Annotated in this window: 16 protein-coding genes; all 16 read right to left on the bottom strand. The window is 63.1% G+C overall.

Annotated elements, in window-relative coordinates:
* Positions 1 to 29: 29 nt before the first annotated feature.
* The 16 genes from ACX9GQ_RS04070 to ACX9GQ_RS03995 all read right to left on the bottom strand — a co-directional run bounded on the left by ACX9GQ_RS04070 (position 30) and on the right by ACX9GQ_RS03995 (position 20,962).
* Complete coding sequence (locus ACX9GQ_RS04070; RefSeq protein WP_459628259.1) at positions 30 to 1,280, bottom strand: glycosyltransferase family 4 protein; 1,251 nt, start codon at positions 1,278 to 1,280, stop codon at positions 30 to 32.
* Positions 1,258 to 2,514, bottom strand: a complete 1,257-nt coding sequence (locus tag ACX9GQ_RS04065) for an O-antigen ligase family protein (RefSeq protein WP_459628258.1) — start codon at positions 2,512 to 2,514, stop codon at positions 1,258 to 1,260. Before ACX9GQ_RS04065 ends, ACX9GQ_RS04070 begins: the two co-directional genes overlap by 23 nt.
* A 53-nt stretch (positions 2,515 to 2,567) precedes the next feature.
* Entirely contained in the window at positions 2,568 to 3,683 is a 1,116-nt protein-coding gene (locus tag ACX9GQ_RS04060) for a hypothetical protein (RefSeq protein ID WP_459628257.1), read from the bottom strand.
* 114 nt (positions 3,684 to 3,797) lie between these two features.
* Positions 3,798 to 5,006: a glycosyltransferase gene (locus ACX9GQ_RS04055; RefSeq protein ID WP_459628256.1), complete on the bottom strand. Its 1,209-nt coding sequence runs from the start codon at positions 5,004 to 5,006 to the stop codon at positions 3,798 to 3,800.
* Positions 5,007 to 5,020: 14 nt separating this feature from the next.
* On the bottom strand, positions 5,021 to 6,544 hold the full coding sequence (locus ACX9GQ_RS04050) for a glucosamine inositolphosphorylceramide transferase family protein (RefSeq protein ID WP_459628255.1): 1,524 nt from the start codon (positions 6,542 to 6,544) through the stop codon (positions 5,021 to 5,023).
* Positions 6,545 to 6,547: 3 nt separating this feature from the next.
* On the bottom strand, positions 6,548 to 7,732 hold the full coding sequence (locus ACX9GQ_RS04045; protein ID WP_459628254.1) for a glycosyltransferase family 2 protein: 1,185 nt from the start codon (positions 7,730 to 7,732) through the stop codon (positions 6,548 to 6,550).
* Between the two features lie 108 nt (positions 7,733 to 7,840).
* Complete coding sequence (locus ACX9GQ_RS04040) at positions 7,841 to 8,749, bottom strand: glycosyltransferase family 2 protein (RefSeq protein WP_459628253.1); 909 nt, start codon at positions 8,747 to 8,749, stop codon at positions 7,841 to 7,843.
* Positions 8,750 to 8,849: 100 nt separating this feature from the next.
* The gene (locus tag ACX9GQ_RS04035) at positions 8,850 to 10,319 is read right to left on the bottom strand and encodes a lipopolysaccharide biosynthesis protein (protein WP_459628252.1); all 1,470 of its coding nucleotides are present in this window, start codon (positions 10,317 to 10,319) and stop codon (positions 8,850 to 8,852) included.
* Between the two features lie 36 nt (positions 10,320 to 10,355).
* On the bottom strand, positions 10,356 to 11,357 hold the full coding sequence (gene nadE / locus ACX9GQ_RS04030) for an NAD(+) synthase (protein ID WP_459628251.1): 1,002 nt from the start codon (positions 11,355 to 11,357) through the stop codon (positions 10,356 to 10,358).
* On the bottom strand, positions 11,354 to 12,895 hold the full coding sequence (locus ACX9GQ_RS04025; RefSeq protein WP_459628250.1) for a class I adenylate-forming enzyme family protein: 1,542 nt from the start codon (positions 12,893 to 12,895) through the stop codon (positions 11,354 to 11,356). Before ACX9GQ_RS04025 ends, nadE begins: the two co-directional genes overlap by 4 nt.
* 13 nt (positions 12,896 to 12,908) lie before the next feature.
* Positions 12,909 to 13,172: an acyl carrier protein gene (locus ACX9GQ_RS04020; protein WP_459628249.1), complete on the bottom strand. Its 264-nt coding sequence runs from the start codon at positions 13,170 to 13,172 to the stop codon at positions 12,909 to 12,911.
* Between the two features lie 10 nt (positions 13,173 to 13,182).
* Positions 13,183 to 15,147 carry an asparagine synthase (glutamine-hydrolyzing) gene (asnB, locus tag ACX9GQ_RS04015; RefSeq protein ID WP_459628248.1) on the bottom strand — a complete coding sequence of 655 codons (1,965 nt, stop codon included), beginning with the start codon at positions 15,145 to 15,147 and terminating at the stop codon, positions 13,183 to 13,185.
* A 96-nt stretch (positions 15,148 to 15,243) separates the two neighbouring features.
* Positions 15,244 to 15,909 carry a N5-glutamine methyltransferase family protein gene (locus tag ACX9GQ_RS04010; protein ID WP_459628247.1) on the bottom strand — a complete coding sequence of 222 codons (666 nt, stop codon included), beginning with the start codon at positions 15,907 to 15,909 and terminating at the stop codon, positions 15,244 to 15,246.
* A 2-nt stretch (positions 15,910 to 15,911) separates the two neighbouring features.
* Positions 15,912 to 18,170: a polysaccharide biosynthesis tyrosine autokinase gene (locus ACX9GQ_RS04005; protein ID WP_459628246.1), complete on the bottom strand. Its 2,259-nt coding sequence runs from the start codon at positions 18,168 to 18,170 to the stop codon at positions 15,912 to 15,914.
* 118 nt (positions 18,171 to 18,288) lie between these two features.
* The gene (locus tag ACX9GQ_RS04000; RefSeq protein WP_459628245.1) at positions 18,289 to 19,566 is read right to left on the bottom strand and encodes a polysaccharide biosynthesis/export family protein; all 1,278 of its coding nucleotides are present in this window, start codon (positions 19,564 to 19,566) and stop codon (positions 18,289 to 18,291) included.
* A gap of 250 nt (positions 19,567 to 19,816) precedes the next feature.
* A complete protein-coding gene (locus tag ACX9GQ_RS03995) occupies positions 19,817 to 20,962 on the bottom strand; it encodes a PQQ-dependent sugar dehydrogenase (protein ID WP_459628244.1) in 1,146 nt (381 codons plus the stop codon).
* Positions 20,963 to 20,975: the final 13 nt, after the last annotated feature.

The raw sequence follows: 20,975 nt of genomic DNA, 5'->3' as shown, positions 1-20,975 counted from the left end.
GTAGGCTGGAGCCTTCGACTACGGCCGGCTCAACACGGTCTTCCGGCACCAGACAGGCTGTTTATGTGCCGACGTCCGTTCGCGATCACCTTCAGCAGTTCCGCGGCCGTCGCCCGATAGTCGAACGTCGTGACCGCGCGCTCTCGGGCGGCGGTGCCTAACCTCAGACGACGGTCAGGGTCGAGCAAGGACGTCAGTGCCGCATCAATATCATCGACTGACATCTGGTTGACGAGGACACCGTTGACACCGTGGCGTATCATCTGGGCCGTTCCCCCGATCCGCGAGCAGATGACCGGGAGCCCGCAGGCCATCGCCTCCATGACGCTGACCGGAGCCGCCTCGCCCTGACCAAAGCTTGTCAGGGCAAACACATCCGCGTTGCGCAGAAGTCGAAGAACCTCGTCCTCGGCGACCGTTCCAAGGAGCATAACGTCATCCGCCAGGTCGAGTGACGCAATTTTCTGCTCGATTGCCGACCGGTGTGGCCCTTCGCCCGCGAACGACGCACGGACGGCATGCCCCCGCGCCTTCAACCGCGCCACGGCTTCGAGGAGGTAGACGTGCCCCTTAGTTTCGTTGAGGCGTGCGACCGTCACGACGTGCAGCGCCGCACCACTGGCAGGCGCGCGAACATCCGGGCGGAACCTGTCCACGTCGACCCCCATCGTCACCACCTGCACCACCTCTCCGGGCAGCGCATGGAGAGCGTCCACCTGCTCCTTCAACGGATGCGTGACAGGGACAACCGCAGAGGCTCGCCTGAACTTTTGGAAGTGGTCGACGCCGTAGACGGGCAGATCCCCGTGGACGCTGATGCTGTAGGGCATGCCTGAGAGAACATTGGCGAGGGCGACGACGTGCGCGGCATCGGCACACGAGTGGCAGTGAAGGTGCTCGATCCCGGCCTCCTCGCAAAAGTGGACCAGTTCGGCCGCGCACATCATGAGACCGAGGTGTCGAACGCGGGCCTTCGGTCCCCCCTCGGTCAGCTGGGCGATGTACCTCCACCCTTCGAGCAAGCCGGCGGGGTGCCGGGCCGCTGCCACGAGTGCCGCTCGACCAGGGGGAAAGAGGTACCGTGTCTGCGCTCTCGCCTCATCCGAAAAGGAGTGGGCCGAAGCGGCGGCATCAGGCCGAGTGGTCGAGATCAACCTGACGTCAATTCCAGACTGCCGCAAGGCACAGACCTCGCGCCAGAAAAAGGCGTGGGTCTGGGAGGGAAAGTCGGGAACCAGATAGCCCAGGACGCTCACGTCATGCGCGAAGGAGATCTTCACTCTGCACCCTCAATTGGATCCACCGGGAACAGACCCCAACCGCAAACCAGTAGTACCAATTGAAAGACAAATAATACAAGATGTTATCCGAGTAACAGATCAGAGCATAAAACGCGATCAGCACTATCAGCAGAGCAGTCGCTTCAGGTGCGATCGGTCGAGCATTCCAGGCGATGACGCCGAGGCGCAGGAATATAAGGATCCACAGCGCAAGCCCGATCACCCCCAGCTCGAAGCCAAGCTGGACGTACACGTTATGAGAGTTGTACCCATCTGCTTCCCATGGAAAGAACCGAGGTGAATAGACGGAAAAGGAATCGATGCCGTATCCGATGAACGGCTTCTCAAGGAACCAAGAATAGGCGGATTCCCAGAGAAACTTTCGCCAAGCATACGAACTAGCCTGCACTCCATCACCGACATATTCCACGGGCCTGAAAACATCCAGGACTCGATACTGAATTTCGGGAACAAGGAGCGCGAAGGGCGTCAGGGCGAGGAACCAGATGTAACGCCGATCAAACAACACGGCATACAGCAGGCCTGCCCCCAGCAGAGCGGCCCATCCCCCGCGCGCGCCCGACCGATAGAGCATGAACAGACATGGCAGAATAAGCAAAAGGGCTAGGGTTCTATAGACACCATCGTCGCGCCATTCCTTCCATCCCAGCGAAATTGCACTGACAAGAATAACGACGACCATGAAGAACGCGAAGATATTGGGATGAGGAAACGTGGACTCAAAGCGTTCTCCACCCACGATGGGTGCCATGCTTACTGGGATGACCGCCGCGAGCAACACAAGGAACAAGTAGCCCTTCACCTGCTTCTCGGAGTGGATCAGCGCATGAGGAATGGCGAGCATCGCCACGTTCGTGGCGACCATGGCCACAAAACGAGCAGCCTCCTGCTTGTCCGGGGTATAGGAGATCGACACGATCATGAAAGTCAGCAGCAGGACCCACCACGGTCCTACGCTGTGGCGGCATCTGGGATAAGTCAGGATGCACAGGATCGCCGAGCCAACGATCACAGTCAGATTGATGACGGCGCCAAACGGCAACCCGAAGAAACTGAACGGGATCGCTCCCAGCACCTTGTCGAGTGAGGCCCTGGAGACAAGGATGAGCAGGAGGGCCCCCTTCACCAGCAGGAAGAAGGGACCTTCCGATGCAGCAACAAGCTGCAGTTCTCCCGACGATGGGAGCGTGCTCTGGCCTGATGCGCCACTCAATGCGGACCTCCTTCTGCGTCAGACCGACATTCTGCAACGTGGCGCCTCGGAATTCATCGTTCCTCGACGACTTCTCCAAGCACGAACTCGTCGGAGACCAAGCGAGACCAGCCCTCTCCTGCCAGTCCCCCGAGACGGGCATTCCCGCTTTCGACAGCCCGCACGACCTCTGCGTCCGAACTGTAGACGAGCGAGGCGCTCCCCAATCGAAATGTCGCGCCGCGATGTCCTAGCGAGAGTATCAGTGCCTGTTGAAGTTTTCCCTCCAACCGTGACGCGCCCTGCTTGAAGGCGTCGGTGATGAGGGCATCAAGGAGCCAGTCGACGTATTGCGGGTGAAAGAAAGTATCCAGGACTTCAGCTCGATGCTTTGCCTTGACAAAATAAAGTGCCGCGCCGACGGCAGTGCCGCGAGAGTCACGAACGATCAATCGCCTGAACGTCCCGCTGTCCTTCCGTTCCGCAGCACGCTCGAGGATCCACTGCAGCGCTGTTTGGTCCCACGCAGGCCGCAGCGCTTGGTGAGACTGCAGCGTAGGGATGGCATCAATCAGTTCATCGTCGGTCGCCTCGTCGACAGTCCACTGCCCGGGGTCCGTGAGGACCAGCGAGGGACGGTTCTTGTTCGTCAACCGTCTGAGGAGCGGGAGCACCGAGGTCAGGATCGCGGCGACGGGAAACGGAAGCCGTTGACGGACCTCGTCGATCATGTAGTCGGCGGGTCGCAGAACGAGCCGGAAGTACAGGCTCTCCGCTCCGAGCACGCGCCCCTTGAGACGCTGCCACATCGCCTCGGAGACCGGCGCCGCATTATCCGTGAACGATAGTTCGTGATCCCGCCTGAGATAGGCCCGAAGCAACTGCGGGCCTGCCATCTTGGAACTGGCATCTGGATCCACCATCAGCGCCGTGCAGACCGAAGCCTGGACGATCTTCTCGTTGTGGATCATCGGCACGGGGAGGACCCCGATGAACGCGTCGATGTTGCCATCCTCGGAGACGGCCACCATGGATCCATGGTCGGGTCTCCGCCAGGGATGCTCGAGATAGATCGTCCTGAGATACGCGACGAGTTCCTGGCTGCTCTGGCCCGCTGCATGCCTGAAGACGGAAAGAAACAACGATGCGACGGCCTCGAGGTCGGTCGACTGAAGTTCGCGGATGAGCATGACGGGTCTCAATTCGAATGCATGACGAAGTCGACCATCATCGTGGCCCAACCCAAGAACGACGGCAGTCTCCTTGAGTTCGGACGTATTGGCGCCGCGACTGGCGGCTGTCGGTCATGGCGCTGCCGCCTCGCGGAACAAGCTTACCAGCTTCGACGCTTCGGTGGTTGCGTTATGCTGCGCAACAACCCTGTGCCGGCCGCTTTCGCCGTACTTCCCGATCTGCTCGGGCGAAGCTGCGAGACAGGCCCGCAGCGCCGCCGCCAGGTCGGTCACGGAGCCTGCGGGCACGAGCCAGCCTTCATGACCGTCCCGGACGAGTTCCGGGATGCCGCCGACATAGGTGCTCACGACCGGCCGGCGAAGCGCAAGCGCCTCCATGATGACGACGGGCAAGCCTTCCATCAGGCTGGGCAGGACAAGCCCCCGCGCGGCCTGGATCTCGTCGCGGACCTTGTCCGAGTCGACCCATCCTGTGATCGTGACACGATCGGCCAGATCCTCCTGCGCCACCGCCGCTTCGACGTCCGAACGCATCTCGCCATCGCCGGCGAGGACGAGCGAGAACGGGACGCCTTCACGCTTCAGGGAGGCGGCGGCCTTGACGAGAAGGATCTGGGCCTTCTCACGGCAGAGCCGTCCCACGCACACGAGCCGGGTCGGTTCACCCGGCGTGCCCTCGGGAGCGGAGAGGAACATGTCGTCCACGCCGCAATGGACGATATGGATTTTCGACCAATGCTGATGATCGCACCAGCGAAAGAGCTGACCTCGACCATATTCGCTCACGGCGGCGACGAACGCTGCACGCGCTATCTTTTCGTCGAAGCCCAAGACAGAGGCACGATCGACCTCGTCGGCGCCGTGAACGGTGAAGCTGAAGCTGACGCCCGCCAACTGAGCCGCCAGCATCGCGACGTCGGTGCTGTTCGTGCCGAAATGGGCATGGATATGGTCGATCCCTTTGCGGCGGACGAGATCGGCCACGAGGGCCGCCTCGATGAAGTAGGCGCCGTGCAGGAGGACCGAGCGATCGCTCCTCAGTCCAAGGCGGAAAGCGAGGGCGAGGGCGTCCCAGAAGCGCCCCTTTCCGTTCGTGAGACCGTGCCAGAGAGCCTTGACGAAAGCCTTGGCTCCGCTCTTGAGGACGTAGGTGGTGCGCTCACGCTCGGCATGGTCGCTCGGATCGACGAGTTCCAGGTTCCAGCCCCGGACCGAGACCCTAGTCACCTCTACGCCTTGCCCCTCGACTGCCAGAATTTCGCGTCGGATGAAGCTGTGGCTCACCTTGGGGTACTGGTTGACCAGGTAGCAGACTCGCATGGGCGTTTGACCGATCAGTCCGGGCGCCCGACGAAGCGGTCGAGCAGCGGTTTGCGCGATCGGGTACCCCTCATATCGATGGTTTCGATCCGCGCCGTCTCGTTGAGCGTGTGCACCCCGTCGAGTCCGGGAGGGGGCGGCAGGCGGTGAGCGACGCTCTGCTGGAAGCCCCGTTCGACGTCAAGGACGTCGACCCGGCAAAAGGCCAGCCCACCACCATAGGTTTTCCGGCAGTCCTGGGCGACCCGCCAGATCGTACCGCCAACGACCCTCATATGTCCTGCCGGCCGAGCCGCAGATGCGTCGACGAGAACCGGCACGTCCTGCAACGGCGTCCAAGGACCCAGCAATCGCTCCGAGTGCCAGATCTCCAGCGCATCGTTGAAGGACGATCCGGCTGATCGCGACGAACCGAAGAGCCACCATCGCCCGCCCTGATTCACCAGCGTCGCATCGACGATGGCGCGGTCTGCGATCAGCGTTCCGTGCCGCTCCCAACGATCGGGGAACGAGACCGCTCGCCAGATGTCCACGCAACCGGCATCCGCGCTTTCCGGGATCATCCAGATATGCCCCTCGGCCTCGATCACGAGGGGATAAGACAGGTGATGCTCGGTCTCGATGATCGGACGAACCGGCCCAGTGGTGCCATCCGGATGGATCGTGAAAGCGGATATCAGGCCCCGCCCTGTGGCGTACGGATACTCCTCGCAGAACACGATCGTGTCTTCGCCCCGGTCAACGGGGAAAGGATCGGCGAAGTAACGGTTCCGGTCGTCCGGCAACCTGAGGAACGATCGGACATCGAGGGCCGCTGACTGCCAGACGCTGCGCCCGGTCCGTCGCCGCCATCCGATGAACCAGTGATGGTCCCGTTCCACGAGGGCGCGCAACCGAGCGGAGACCTTGCCGGCAAGCTCGGCCGACAGGTGCCGCGCCAGCCGGACAGGGCTGACGGCGCGCTCCTTGAGGCGCTGGGGCCAGCCCGTGTGCGGCTCTCCGCCTCGTGCTTCGCGATGGCCTTCAACGACCATCAGACACAGCGTGACCATACGATCGCAGGCCTGGCCGAGCGCACGCCGCATCACGGTGAAGTCGTCTATCGCGACGAGCCCACCGGTGACGATCTCGCCTGTCGCCGGATCGACGATGTGGATGGCGGGCGGTGCCCCGTCGATCAACGATCCGACGAGTCCGTCATCGAAACGAACGCCGTCGCACGTCACCACCACCCTGACTTCCGTATCCGACAAGACGACAGGCGACCCGGAGAAGTCGATCACGAGATCAAGCGGACCCCGGGTGGGCTCGTCAGCAGCGGAGAGCGGAAGGTCGGCGACCTCGAACCCGCACGGACGTCGTGGACCGAAGATGAATGCCTCCAGTTCCAGCAGGAGGAGTAACCCGCTTGCGGGGGGCGCAACGCCATCGTCGATCCACGCGACGGATACATCATGCCCCGCCTCGCGGAGGCGGGAAGCGAGGGCGCCGACAAAGCTCCAGGGGCGGACGCGGGAGGCACGAAGCTGGATGTGCATCGGCTAGTCCCGCTCGGTCTTGATCCATCCCGTTGGCCGTCGACCGAACAGGATGGGCACATAGAGGCGAAGCTTCCAGAGAACGAAGACCGGAGCCATGGCGAGGGCACGGTAGTGGACGCGCTCGGCTTTCGCGATCTGGAGGCCCCAAGCCACGTGGATGGCAAGGCCAACAAGGGCGACTGCCGCCACCCACACCGGCCACTGAGCCGGCAGCAGAAGTGCGAGCACAAAAGACGCCAGCGCGTTGATCGCCACGATCGAGAGCGGCGGGACGAGAAGCTCGGCAAACGCATCGAGCGCGGCGACACTCCGTTCGCCGACCGCAGCCTTGAGGAGCTTAGGGGCATAGTGAGCCGCGAGCGCAAGCCGGCCGGCTTCCCAGCGTGCATTCTGCGTCTCCGCGCCGCGCAGCGTCGTCGGAACATGACCGGAAACTTCGGCCTCGGGCGCGAAGACGACACGCTCGCCCGCTAGCACGAGATCGAGATTGAGTTGCGCATCCTCGGCAAGGGATGCACCCCACCGATGGCCTTGCAGGAGTTCCGCTGCGAAGACCATCCCGGTTCCCTTGACACCTGCAGAGGCGCCGATGGCACTCCGGCCCAAGGGACGGACATAGTTCACGAGAAGCATCGCGGCGCCCCTCAGCGCCTTGCCCCAACTCTGCTCGGGTTCAGCGACCCTATAGTGGGCTTGGACGGCCTTGGCGCCCTCCCCGACTCGAACGGCGAGAGCCCTGAGGAAATTCGCGCTCAGAGTCGTGTCGGCGTCGACGACGACGATGTATCGGGGGTCCTCTCCCGCCTTCCTGATCTGGTCGATCAACCAGTCGAGGGCGTGGCCCTTGCCGCGGGCCGCCAGGTCATTCCGCTCGTGCACAACGAAACCGGCAGCCCGGCCTATGGCCGCCGTTCGATCGGTGCAGTTGTCGGCGACGACGTGTACGCGGAAGCAGGTCGCCGGATAATCCATGTCCCTGAACGAAGCCGCAAGGGAGGGCAGGACACGCTCCTCGTTGTGCGCGGGGACCAGGACGGTGAAGAACGGCGTCGACGCGTCCTGCGGCAAGTGTTGCCGACGGCCGGCGGCACGAGCGGCACATGCCGTCAGGAGTACGAGATAACCGGAACAGATCGCCATCAAGAGCGCATTAAGGCCCACGATCTGCGACAGGAACCAAGCCATCTCAGCCTGCCGATGCCGGAGCGCAGTCGCCCCAGATCATGGCGGCACGGCCCTCCCGCCGAATTGGCTCCAACCTTCTCGTCATCGCCCGCTCCCCCGCCCCTCGCCTCAGCCGGCCTTGCCCGCGAGCTTCATGAGCCCTCGGCGCAGACCGACCACCTCGAGCAGAGAAACAGCGATGCTACGCAGATCAAGATCAGCCAAACGCTTCAGAACGAACTTCATCAAGTCGCGTCTCTGCTCAGTCCTGATCAAGAGGTAACAATGGATCAGTGCATAGCGCCTGATCAGGTAGTCCGAGCACGCATCGTCCTTTCGCAGGCGGTCGAGTTGCTCGAGGAACCATTCGTGCCCAGCGATCATCCCGGGTGATGGCTTTCGGGTCAACGAAAGGACGTCGTCGTGGTGAACCCTGACGGTGAGTTCGTTGGCGAAGTAGCCGGGGCTCCGCCTCAGCACCTCCAGCCACGTCAGAACGTCCTCACCGAGGCTTACGCCATCCGGGAAGCCCCCTACCGCCTCGAGCGCGTCGCGCCGGAGCGCGACGGAACTCGCAGAGATCGGCGTTTCCCCCATGCGTTCCCAAGCTGCACAATAATCGAACGGATTGGGGCCAGAGTCGAAGGCCGTTGTCTGAAACCTCACCTCGTCGCGCCCCACAATTTCGTAGCCAGTGGCAACAAGGCCGGCCTGCGGATGAGCGGAGACGAGGATCTGGATGCGTTCGAGGTGGTCCGGGAGCCATTCGTCGTCCGCGTCGAGCAACACGAACCAAGTGCCTTTCGCCGCGCTGCAACCCGTATTGCGCGCCCGGGACACACCGCCGTTCGGCTGAACGATCACGGTAAATCGCGGATCGTCCGCTATCGCCTCCCGGATCACCTCGACGCTACCGTCCGTCGACCCGTCGTCGACCACGACAACCTCGAAATCATGGATCGTCTGGCCCTTGATCGAGGCCACGCACCGCCGGACGAACGGCGCCTTGTTGTAGACGGGCACTATGACGGACAGCATGCGGTCGATGCCTCCAGCTACTTCCTTCAATCCGGACCGTGGGCACGGATCCTCTTTCGTCCTGGACCTGTCCTCCACAACTTGCGGCCACGTCGGAGGGTTACGATTTCCGGCGGATAAGCATCTGAGCGGACCCGAAGATCACCCGGCGGCTCTGCGGCAGCACCAAACCAACGATGGCGGCGGCTCCGAGGCCTGCTGCCGACTCCACCACGAGCCGGATGAAGACGGGAACCGCGACAGGCAAAAGCGTATGGTGCGCCGCGCTGGCCGCGCCTGCGCAGGCCAAGGCCATCAAGACGGGCGCGACAAGACACGAAAACTGCTCGCGAGCGGTCACCCGCGTGCTCCACCCCACAACGAGCACCATGGCCGGAGCACCAACCAGCAGGGATAGAATGGAAGGAATGGCGGCAACCCCTGTGGCGCCGAACCAGAGCCCGGCCGTCGCGCCTCCGGCACGCAGGATGAAGTCTGCGAGAGACCAGTTGCGAAGGCGATCCACCCTCCCTTGCGTCGTCAGCATCACCTGTCCTGCAATCGTCACTCCGAGCGCCGCAAGAGCGGGCGACAGACAAGCCAGCAACCAGGCGGAGTCGGCCCAATTGGGCCCCAGGATGAACAGCACGAGGTCGCGCGAAATCGCCGGAAGCACGGCGGCGAGCGGAAAAAAGATGATCGCGCTGGACGAGAGAAAACCAAGATACAGCTTGCGGGTCTCATCGGCGTCGTGCTGAGCCCGGCTGAGGAGTGGCGAAAACACCTCAGACAGCGGTCCGAGCAGCATGCCTTGCGGAAACTGCAACAGCTGAAGCGCCCGGTTATAGAAACCCAGATCGACGGCACCGAGCTGGTTGCCGACAACGATCTGGCCCCAGTTGTTCGAGAGATACGTCAGCGTGTTCTGGGTCAGGTAGTCACGCCCCCAGGTCAGCGAGCGTGCCAATGTCTGAAAGCGCGTCGGTCGCTTGGGTACCCACGGATTGGCGAGGAAGACGAGCGAGGCCGTCACGCAGCATTGGGCCACGTTGGACGCAACCAGCGCCCATACGTCGCGCCACAGATAGGCCAGCGGCACGCCCACCACGATTCCCGCGACGATCCCGCCGGCCTCTGCCCTCAAGACGTCGTTGAATCGCATATGCCGGCGCAGTTGCGCCGAATGCTGGCCCTGGAGCCCCCAGACGAAGAAAAAGAACGAGCTTGCCGCAATCACGGCGACGAGCGTCGGCTCGTTGAAGAAGTGGGCCACCAGCGGCGCCGTCGCCAGGAGGGCGATCACCGACACCACGTTCGAGGCGAAGCTGAGCCAGAAGAGCTCGTCCCGCTCCTCGTTGCTGAGAGTTTCGCGCTGGATCGCGGACGCAGCCCACCCGAAGTCCCGAAGCAACCCGGCGAGCATGACGGCCGAAGTCGCCATTGCCATCAATCCGAACTGCTTGGCGTCGAGCAGCCGGGCGTAGACGGCAATTGCCGCAAATCCCCCAAGCGCGAAGACCGCCCTCAGGATCAGCACCTGGAAGAGGCCCCGGCGAGCCTTTTCCCTGTTCTCCAGGATGGCGTCGCTCACGACGGGCAGCGCTGCCGACCCGTCCGGCCGGCAGGTTCAGAATGCATCAAGCTCGCGAACCTCGCTGCAAAGGAGTGGCCGAGCATGAAGATACCGCGTCGCCCTCCGCTTCGCCACGATGTCCTTGAAGACCGCCTCCACACGTTCCGGCGTCAGGCCGGAAGCCGCGGCCGTATCGGTTGCGCTGACGCCGTGGTTGAGGGCGTAGAGACACAGGTCCATGGTCGCGTAGTCGACCGAGAAGTAGAACTCCTCCTGGGTCTGGCTGAGCGAAAACGTGTCCGTGGTCGGCGGACGCTTGCGGACTACGTCCGGCAGCCCGAGCGTCTCGGCAAGCGCGTAGACCTGCGACTTGTAGAGATGGGCGATCGGCTTGACGTCCGCGAGCCCGTCCCCACCCTTCACGAAGAACCCTTGGTCGTATTCGAGGCGGTTCGGCGTGCCGGCGACGGCGTAGTTCAGCCTGTCGGCGTGGAAGTACTCCATCTGCTTGCGTGTCCGCTGCTTCATGTTCGTGGCGGCGATCAGCCCGAAGTAGACGTCGGCGGGCATGCGGATCGTCCGGGTCTCACCCGATGGCGACTGCACGACCAGAGAGGAAATGTTGAAGCCCGGCCGATCGTTCAATCCGGGCAGAACGACTTTGAACTTCCACGCAAGAGTGAACTCGGGAACGATGCGGCGAATGAAGGCGGCCTGTCTTTCGTAGCAGCCCGAAGCCTTCAGGATGTCGGCGATGTCTTCGATTTCGTACGAGATTCCGAGGCTCTCGGCGACAAGCCTGCCCAATTGCAGACTTTCGGGATCGGAGTCCTTTTCCGGCATCAGGAGGCCGAGGACTCGCTCACGTCCGAGAGCCCTCACAGCCAGCGCCGCCGTGACACTGCTGTCGATTCCGCCAGACAGACCGAGAACGATGCCGCGGCGCCTCAGGACACCACCGACCTGCTCACGCAGCGCAATTGCGATCCGCTCGATCTCGGCGCTCCTGTCTAGATCAAGTACGTCGGAAGAGAACTGTGTAGAGACTGCCGTCACGCCGTTCCCCCATCCGTCGCCATCGCCAGCCGACGGCTGATCTTGCCGGTGTCGGTCTTTGGCAACTCTGTCCTGAATTCCACGTGGCGCGGCACCATGAAGTCCTCGAGCCGCACCGAGCAATGCCTGATGACGTCCAACGCCGAAAGTTCCACCCCCTCGGCAGCGACCACGACCGCCTTGAGGGCCTGGCCCAGAATGGGGTCATCAACTCCGAAAACCACCGCTTCCCTGACGCCGTCCATCAGGTAGATGACGTTCTCGACCTCCTTGGGACTGACTTTCTCGCCCCGAGTCTTGATGATGTCGTCCTTGCGCCCGACGAAATAGAGGAAGCCCTCCTCGTCGGTCCGGAAAAGATCGCCAGTATAGAGCACCTTTTCCCAGGCATGGGGCCCCGGCCGAAGCGCCCTGTCCGTCGCGGCCTGATCTTCCCAGTAGCCCTTCATGACGTGCGGCCCGCGGATGACAAGTTCGCCGACGACGCCCGGAGCGACGCGGTTGCCATCATCGTCGACGACATAGGCCTCCGTGTTGGGGATGGCGATACCGACCGATCCCGGACGGCGCTCGAGTTCGGCCGGCGGCAGCCAAGTGCAGCGCTTGCACTCCGTCAGCCCGTACATCGAGTAGAGTGTCACGTGCGGCAGGAGCGTGCGCAGTCGGGCGATATGCGCGGGAGGAAGAGCCGCCGCAGTATTCGTGATGTATCGCAGACTGGGGTATCGGGCCCCGTCGAAATCCTTCATCTGCAGAAGAAGCGCCGCCATGGTCGGGACGAGGGGAAGGCCTGTGGCGCGCTCCGCAACGACCTTGTTCAGCACCGCCTGAGGGAAGGTGAAGTTCTTCTCCAGGACCAGCGTTCCACCGATGCGGAACGCCATCAGAAGCTGATAGAGCCCGTAGTCGAAAGACAACGGCAGCGCGCTGAGGATGATGTCATCCGCCGTGTTCTCGAGATACGTCGTGATGGACCAGGAAGCCGCATCGATGTTGTCGTGCGTCATCATCACGCCCTTGGGGAAACCCGTCGAGCCGGACGTGTAGATGAGCATGGCGAGGTCGATGGAGATCCCGGGTGTCGGTGGCGGGGCCGCTCCTCCGGCGAGTCCATCCTCAAAGCGGTGGAATCCATCGGCGTCCCCGGTCGCGCCGGCCACAACACGCACCGTGACGGTGCTCGTGTCGGCAAGAGCATCCCGCACGACCGGAAGGAGCCGGGCCTGCGTCATGACGCAGGCGGCCCGACAATTGTTGACGACGTAGGCAAGCTTGTCGGCCTTCGTCGACGGATTCACCGGGCTGAAGACGGCACCCGCCTTCAGGACCGCAAAGATCGACAGCACCGCCTCGACGCTGTTGTCCATGAAGACCACGACGCGGTCGCCACGCCGAACGCCCCAGGAAGCCAGCGCTCCGGCCATGGTATCGGTGCGCCGATCCACGTCCGAATACGTCAGGCGCGCGTCGCCGACGATCAACGCGAGCTTTTCGGGGTACTGCGCGGCGCTCGCGCGCAGGAACGTTTCGATCCGCATCGAAGAAGTCCGGTCAGGCGGCCTTGGCGTCCATGCGCGAGGCGACGTACCGCGCGATGGAGCCAATGGAGTCCAGGTTTTCAGGCACGATGTCGGCGTCGGCCACCGAAATTCCGAACTCGCTCTCGAGGAACGAGACGAGCTCGAGCACGGCGGTCGAGTCGATGATGCCGGCCTCGATCAACGAGGTATCGGTGCCGAGGGATGACGCGTCGCCCTTGAACAGGAGGTTCTCGGCGATGAAGGTGCGAACGGTCGTTTCGATGTTGGCGGTCATGGTGGCGTCCTCAGGCTGAAGCAGACAATCTCGCCCGCGTCTCCCCCGTCTGCGCAGAGAGGTCGCGGCGCCAAAGCAACGTCGACAAGACGCCGACAAATGCCATGTTCTGGCGGTTTCCGATGAAGCGCCCGGTCGAGCACTTCTGGTGAAGCAAGCGGACGGCGTGCGGATCGAACAGACCGTCCGAAGAGACGTTCGCCGGAGCCAACACGTCATTGACGTAGGCGGGAGCGCCCTCCCCTACGAAGGATTGGCTGTCAGGCGCCCGGTAAGGCTGCTTCGTCCGGTTGCCTATTTCCGGCGGCAGCAGTGTCCGCGCAGCCTGCCTCAACAGGTGCTTCTCACGCAGCACCTTCAGCTTCAGGCGCGTCGGCAGCTTCGCGGCGAATTCGACGACGCGATGGTCGAGGAACGGAAAACGTCCCTCCACCCCGTGCGCCATCGCCATCCGGTCTCCCTGCGAGCAGAGGATGTAGTTTGGAAGCAGGTGCACGGTCTCCAGGTACTGTGCCTGGTTGAGCGGATGCCACCGCACGAAGTCGGCCGGAAGGCGCTCGCGCAGATCGGCCAGCGCATCGTAGTCCGCCAGGCGGCGCCGCAGATCCGCGCTGAAGAAGTCCTTGGCGCCGCTCGTCGAACGAAAGCGCGGCATATGCGATGCGAGAGGGCCCTCGAGATGGGCTTCACCGACCCCGAAGAAGCTTTCGAGATACCGCTGGGGCTGCCCACGGAACGCAGGAAGGTAGGGGTACAGCTTACGAAGCAAGGCCCCGCGAAAAGCTGAGTTCGGCTGCCGGGCGCAGAACGCCCGGATCTTCGCTTCCTTGAAGATGTCGTACCCGGCGAAAACCTCGTCGGCCCCCTCCCCGGTCAGGACGACCTTGTACCCCGCACGGTGAACCTCACGGGCGAGCAGGTAGAGCGGAGCGGGCGCCGTGCGGAGGATGGGGCGTTCCGTATGCCGGACGACGTCCGGAAAAACGGCCGCGATGTCGGACGTCCGGCAGTGGACCGCACTATGGTCCGTTCCGAGGGCCGCGACCATCGCCTGCTGTTGTGGGCTTTCGTCGAACTCGGCGTCGTCGAACGTGACGGAAAACGTGCGAAGCCGGTCAGCCACTTCATTACGCGCCAGAGCGGACACGAGAGAAGAGTCGAAGCCGCCGCTGAGATAGCTCCCTACGGGAACGTCCGCCCGAAGACGGATGCGGGTCGCGTCGGTCAGCAGGTGCAGCAACTCCTGCTCGAGTTCGGTCTCCTCCGTTGCGGTGGGGATCCGGTCGTCCGACGCGTCGGGAAATGTCAGTTGCCAGTATGACCGGGACGTGATCCGGTCGCCTTCGACGACCATGACGTGGCCCGGCGGAACCTCGGCGATCTCGGCGAATGCCGTACTGCCGGCCAGCGGAGCCCACGTGGTGAAGATCTGGTCGAGCGCCCGTTCGTCCACGCGCGGCTCGATCAGGCCGGTCGCGAGGAGGGCCTTCGCCTCGGACGCGAAGACGATGCCGTCGCCCAACCGCGCGAAGTGCAGCGGCCTCACCCCCATGCGATCACGCGCCAGCACGAGGCGACGGCGCCGCCGGTCCCAGATCCCGAGCGCGAAATCGCCGTTCATCGAGGAGACGAAATCGAGGCCGTCACGCTCATAGAGCGCCAGGATGACTTCGGTGTCGGATGTCGTACGGAAGACGCGGCCTTCCGCGCGGAGAGTCTCCCGCAGTTCGACGAAGTTGAAGATCTCGCCGTTGAACGTGATGACGCTGTCGTCGGCGTCACCCGCCATAGGTTGCGCGCCGCCCGCCAGGTCGATGATGCTCAGCCGAGCGTGGGCAAGCCCAACGCCATCTTCGAGCCAGATCCCGTTACCATCGGGGCCGCGATGTGAGATGGCGCCCACCATCGCCTGCAGATGACGACGTCCAAGCACTTCGTCGACAGGCTTGCGCCAGTATCCGGCAATTCCACACATCGCGACCGCCCCCCAGTCGGATCAGACCATAGACTATCAGCGATCCGATTTGAGGACGCGCTCAACTTTAAGTTAATTACAGAAATTTGACGGGGTTCAGCCGACCCGCTGGGCCATCACGACCCGCGGTACGTCCCCTTCAAGTGCAAAAACGGGTGTCGCGTATCCACTCGCCCGCTTCAGCAGCAGCTCGAGTTGGCGGCCCTGGCCTTCGCCGAATTCCATGGCGAGCCAACCTCCCGCCTTCAGGAATGGCAGGGCATCCCTGATGACGCGCTGGTGGATCGAGATGCCATAGGGTCCGCCGTCGAACGCCTCCCGAGGCTCTTTCTCCAACAAGTGGGCGCGATCGGCTGCGAGGCGTCCGGTGGAAATGTACGGAGGGTTGCAGACGATGAGGTCCACACGGCCATGTATGCCTCGGTTGTCGAGCGCCGAGAACAGATCCGCCTGCACGATCTCAACGTTGCCAAGCGCCAATCTGCCGACATTGCGCCGGGCCAGTGCGACAGTTTCATCGGTAAGGTCGGACCCGAAGACGCGGGCGTCGGGCCTTGCTGCCGCGATCGCGCACGCAAGGTTTCCCGCGCCGCAGCACATGTCGATGACGACGGGCTCGGAAACGTCAGCGATCAAGGACACCGCGGTCCGCCCCAGGAGCTCTGTCTCGGATCGAGGCACGAGTGCTCCCGGGGCGGTCTCGAGTTCCAGACCCATGAACCGGCAGGTGGCAACCAGCGCCGTATGGGCGGCATCGGTCATGGTCAACCGTTCTTCCCGCCATAGTACTCGGGATGGCGGGACGCATAGGCCTTCATGTTGTATTCGCCGTAGTAGTGCGCCCTCTTCGTGTCCAGCTTGTTGAGCACGATCCCGATGATCTGGTCCTTCCAGGCACCGATGATGTCGAGCGCCTCCCCGATCGCGTAGCGCGACGTCCTGTTCCACTCCACGACGAGCACGACCTTGTCGGTGACGCCGAGGATCGCCCGTGTATCGACGACAGGGAGAAGCGGCGACGCATCGATGATGACGAGGTCGTAGGAGTTGCGGGCATCTTCGATGAGCTTGGCCATGGCCGGCGAGCTCAGCAATTCTGCCGAGTGAACGATCCGGGCTTGCCGCGACGTGGGCAAGAAGGACAGGCCGGTGAGCGGATCGGGAATGAGAGCGGCGTCCATGCCGATCTCGCCTGCCAGAACCTGTGCAAGGCCGACGGGCGTATCCGGCGACAAGAGCTTCGTCAGCGTCGGCCGTCGCAGGTCGGCATCGATCAGCAGGACCTTTGACCCGCTGTGGGCAGCGTTGCGGGCGACGTTGAGCGACGTCGTCGACTTGCCTTCTCCGGGCAGGGCCGACGTGAGCAGGACGACCTTGTTTTCCTGGCTGTAACCCTGCGCGTGCCGGATCCCCATCCTGATACTCCGGATGGCCTCCGCAAAGCCCGACAGCGGGTAGTCGACCGCGTAGCTCGAAAGCGCAGCTTGGCGGCCGCGGACGCGAGGCACCTGCGCCAGCAGCGGGAAGCCGAGCTTTTCCTCCACGTCGCGACGGCTCCGAACGCCCGCATGAAGATGTTCGATGGCGAACGCCCCCACGAGCCCCAGCATTCCACCGATCGCCGTAGCCAGTGCCATGATCACGAAAGACTTCGGCTCGCTCGGTCCGGTCGGGACGGACGCCGCAGCGAGCACCCGGGCATCAGTTGTCGGAACGTTCTCGTTTGCGTTGATTTCCTTGTAGCGATTGAGAAAGCGTTCGTAGACCGTCCTGTTCGACGATGCTTCGCGCTCGAGTTCGCGCAGACGGACTTGCGACTGCCTGAGAGCGGCCGTCTTCTCGGTCATCTCCTGGAAGCTCTGCCGCAAAGAGGTCTCGCGCGACTTCGCAACTTCGAAGTCGTTGCGGATACTCTCGCCGATCCTCAGGACCTCGTTGTCGATGAGCGCCCGGGCGGCCTTGACCTGCTGCTGGGCCGAAACCACCTGCGGGTGCTGTGCCCCATAGCGGTTGGTCAGGTCGTTCAGGTTCCGGACGAGATCCTGATACTGGGTCTTGAGGCGCAGCATGCTTTCGGATGCCACGATGTCGGGCATCGCGGATGGATCTCCGCCCTTCTCGCGGATCTCGTTGATTTGGAAGAGTTTGGCCGCCAGTTCCGCCAGACGCGTCCGCACCAGCGTCAACTGGCTGTCGAGTTCACGAAGCTGCTGATCGGCGATCAGTCGGCCGTCCGCATCGGTGAGCCCGCTCTGCGACCGGAAGGCCTCGACCTGCCGCTCCGAGTACTCGACCTTCAGTCGCATCTCCTCAAGACGCTCGCTGAGCCACTCCGCAGCGCGCCGCGTCTGCTCGTACTGAATTTCCAGCTGATCGACGAGGTAAGCCTCCGCGAACGCGTCGGCAATCTTGGCCGCCTTTTCAGGATCCGGACTGGTATAGGTCAGACCGATCAGGTAGGTGCGGACCGACCTGTTCACCTTCAGGTTGCCGAGCAGGCGCATCGTGATGGCGCGCTCGATACCGCCGCTCCCAGGCTCAACGGGTTGAGGAGCGTCTGTCGCGATCTTGAATCGAGACAGGCTGAGCGAGCGCGGGAGCCAGCCGGACACGCTGTCCAGGACTCCGTTGATGAGCGCAACCGAGCGGCGTGGCTTGGTGCCGTTGAACTCGGGATCCTCGCTGAGCTTCAGTTTCGTGGCCACGCGATGTGCGATGGCTTCCGACTGGAGGATCTGGACCTGGCTCTCCAGAAACGTCTCCGTCGGCATCGCGTTGATCAGGTTCTCCGTGTTGACCTGCACGCGGGGCGACGCAACGAGCAAGGTTGCAGTAGCGGAATAGAGCCGCGGAGCCACCGCCACGTAAAGTGCGCCCAGGGTCGCGAAGACGACGGTCGAGGCGACGATGAGCCACATGCGACGCCGCAGGATCCGAAGAACTTCGCGGACCTGCGCCTCTCCCGCCGCAAGCTGCGATAGAACCGGGGCATAGCCGACTGGCTTGCGATCGACATTCAGCATCACGCAGTCATCCCCATGGTCCCGATGTCGATCGTGCCTGCGAACCTGCCGCAAATGAGGGTCACGGCAAACGCCGCCTTGCGACCCGCTTCGTTAGTCCTTGGAAGCCTTGGGGGGATCAACGCTCCGGCTCCCGAATGTTGACGGCCGCGCCGGCAATCCTGGCCTGGTTCAGCGTCACCTCGACCAGATCGTCCGGCATCAAGGCCGTATCCTCGGTCGCCTCGATGGTGCCCGCCTTGCCGTTGACCCGACGGTGGATCTTGATCGTCACGTCATTGATGCCGGACACGATCGTCGAGCGGGCAGCTCCAACGACCGAGTATTTCTCGGCTGTCGCCTGCAGGCGCGAATTGGTCCGGTCGATCGACAACCTGGCATCGGTGATCAGAGCAAGCAGTTCTGTCTTGCGGGATTCCTCGAAGCGGTCGAGGGCACGTCGGCTTTCTTCCATCGCCCGCTTGGCGGTCGCAGACTGCCCCGCAGTCACGAGCGTACGGCTGCGCCCCATGGCCAGGGTGCGCTGCTCGTCGAGCACGCGCGTGACCGGAACCACGCCTTTCTCGTTGAGAGATTTCGTTCGCTGGAAATCCTCCATCTGCTGCTTGTATGCCTCTTCCTCCGTCTTGACCTGCTCCTCGAGCGTCTCCGATTGCTCCCGTGAGAACTCGTATGACTTGCGCAGGGATGCGCGCTCCCTCGCGTAGTTTGACATGCGCTCCTTGAGCAATTTCCGTTCCACGTCGGTGATCTGCTGGAACAGCTTCGGCGGCACGGCCATCGTCGGCGCGTCACCCCAATCGATGTCATCCTTGCCGTCGAGCTCCGCCAGAAGGCGCTTCAGCCGGGTTTCGTCCCGAAATAGTTCTGCACGCAACGTTTCATAGTCGCTGCGCAGGTCGGCCGCCTGGACGAAGGGGTTCACCCCGAAGCGATACCGCACCAGATCGTACCCACCAGAAAGCGCGACTGCGTGGCGGACAGTCGACCCGGGTTGCCACTGGTAGGAGCCTGGACGGGCGATATCGCCGCTGATGAAGAACGGACGATGTTCCACGATCTCGATGGAAACGTCAGCGTTGTTGACGATCTGGCGCTGGGTCAACAGTTGCTGCAGACGCTCCTTGAGCTGGATAATGGTCATCCCTGCCGCCGGAACAGCACCAATCAACGGAAACGAGATCATTCCGTCGGCATTGACCGTCATCCGGCGCCCCAGATCCGGCGCACCGTATACGGTGACATCGAACCGATCACCAGGCCCGAGGAGGTATTGAGCGCGGGCTGCACCTGGTACCAGCACCGACACCATCACCATGGCAGCAACGAGCCATTGCAGCCCGCGCAGGAACGGCGCAGCTCGGGAAACGCGGACGATGTCGATCGCGACCATCATGCAGACCCATCACCCTTTGCAGGACGCGAGATCGCGTCGGATTCCGAACGGCCTGAGTACGAGTTCTCTAGCATTGACGCCCAACCACCTCAATGCCGCCACACTAAACCTCACATCAAACTTAACAATGAAAACAAAGGATTTCACAGGAGCTTACTCTGTTCGGCCGAGAAACGTGGCATGCGCCAATCAGCGAACTTGCTTAACGATCTCGCCGCATCTTGGATCCCAGGAGAGACGCCTTCGCGGCCTAGGTCGGGGCGAGCCTGATGAGTCGTCCGTTCCGCTCGTCCGTCAGGATGTAGATAAAGCCGTCGGGACCCTGGCGGACGTCCCTGATTCGCCCGAACTGCCCCTTGAACATCCGTTCTTCGCCCGTGATCTGGTCGCCATCGATCATGAGCCGGATGAGTTCCTTTGACGCAAGCGTGCCCATGAGAGCACTGCCCTTCCAGGCCGGATACCGGTCCGACGTCACGAACGTGAAACCCGAAGGAGCCACGGATGGGTCCCAGTACCGGATCGGTTGCTCCATGCCGGGCTTGCTCGTGCCTTCGCCGATCTTCGAGCCGTTGTAGTCGACGCCATAGGTAATCACGGGCCAACCGTAATTCTTGCCCGCCCGCGGAATATTGATCTCGTCGCCGCCCTTCGCGCCGTGCTCCGCGGTCCACAGTTCCCCGGTCTGAGGGTTGAGAGCGGCTCCCTGGATGTTGCGATGACCGTACGACCAGATCTCCGGCTTGATCCCCTCCTTGCCAATGAAAGGATTGTCCGCGGGAGCCGTGCCCTCAGGCGTGATCCGCACAATCTTCCCCAGGTGCGTCGACAGGTCCTGAGCCTTGTCGCGCACGATTTGCCGGTCCCCGAGAACGACGAACAAGGTTCCGTCCGGCCGAAACACAATCCGCGAACCAAAATGGCCGGCACTGTTGATGGCCGGCAACTGACGGAAGATGACGCGGTAGTCTTCGAGGCGGCGCAGATCCGAAGAAAGCCGAGCCGAAGCCACGGACGTGCCGTTGGATCCGTCGCGCGGCTCCGTGAAGGTGAAGTAGATGCGCTTGTCCCGCCCGAAGTCGGGCGAAACGGCCACGTCGAGCAGGCCTGCTTGTTCAGTGGTCTCGACGCTCGGAACACCCTGAATCGGGGGAGAAACGGTCCCGTCCTTGAGGACACGGCGGAGTCGACCCGCCTTTTCCGTCACGAGGTAGGACCCGTCGGGAAGAAAGGCCACCGCCCACGGGTACTCGAGCCCCGAAGCGACGGTCTCGGGCTTCAGCCCGATTGATTGCCCATGGACGGCCATCCAGCCTCGTCCAGCAATCAGCGCGGCGCACGCCAGCACCGCAGCCAGAACGCCACCCGCAATGAACCTTCCGAACTTGGCAGTCATGATCCTGAGAACC

This window comes from Alsobacter sp. R-9, from assembly GCF_054612375.1.
Note: the sequence above shows the minus strand (reverse complement) of the source record. Positions and strands in the feature narration are given on the sequence as shown.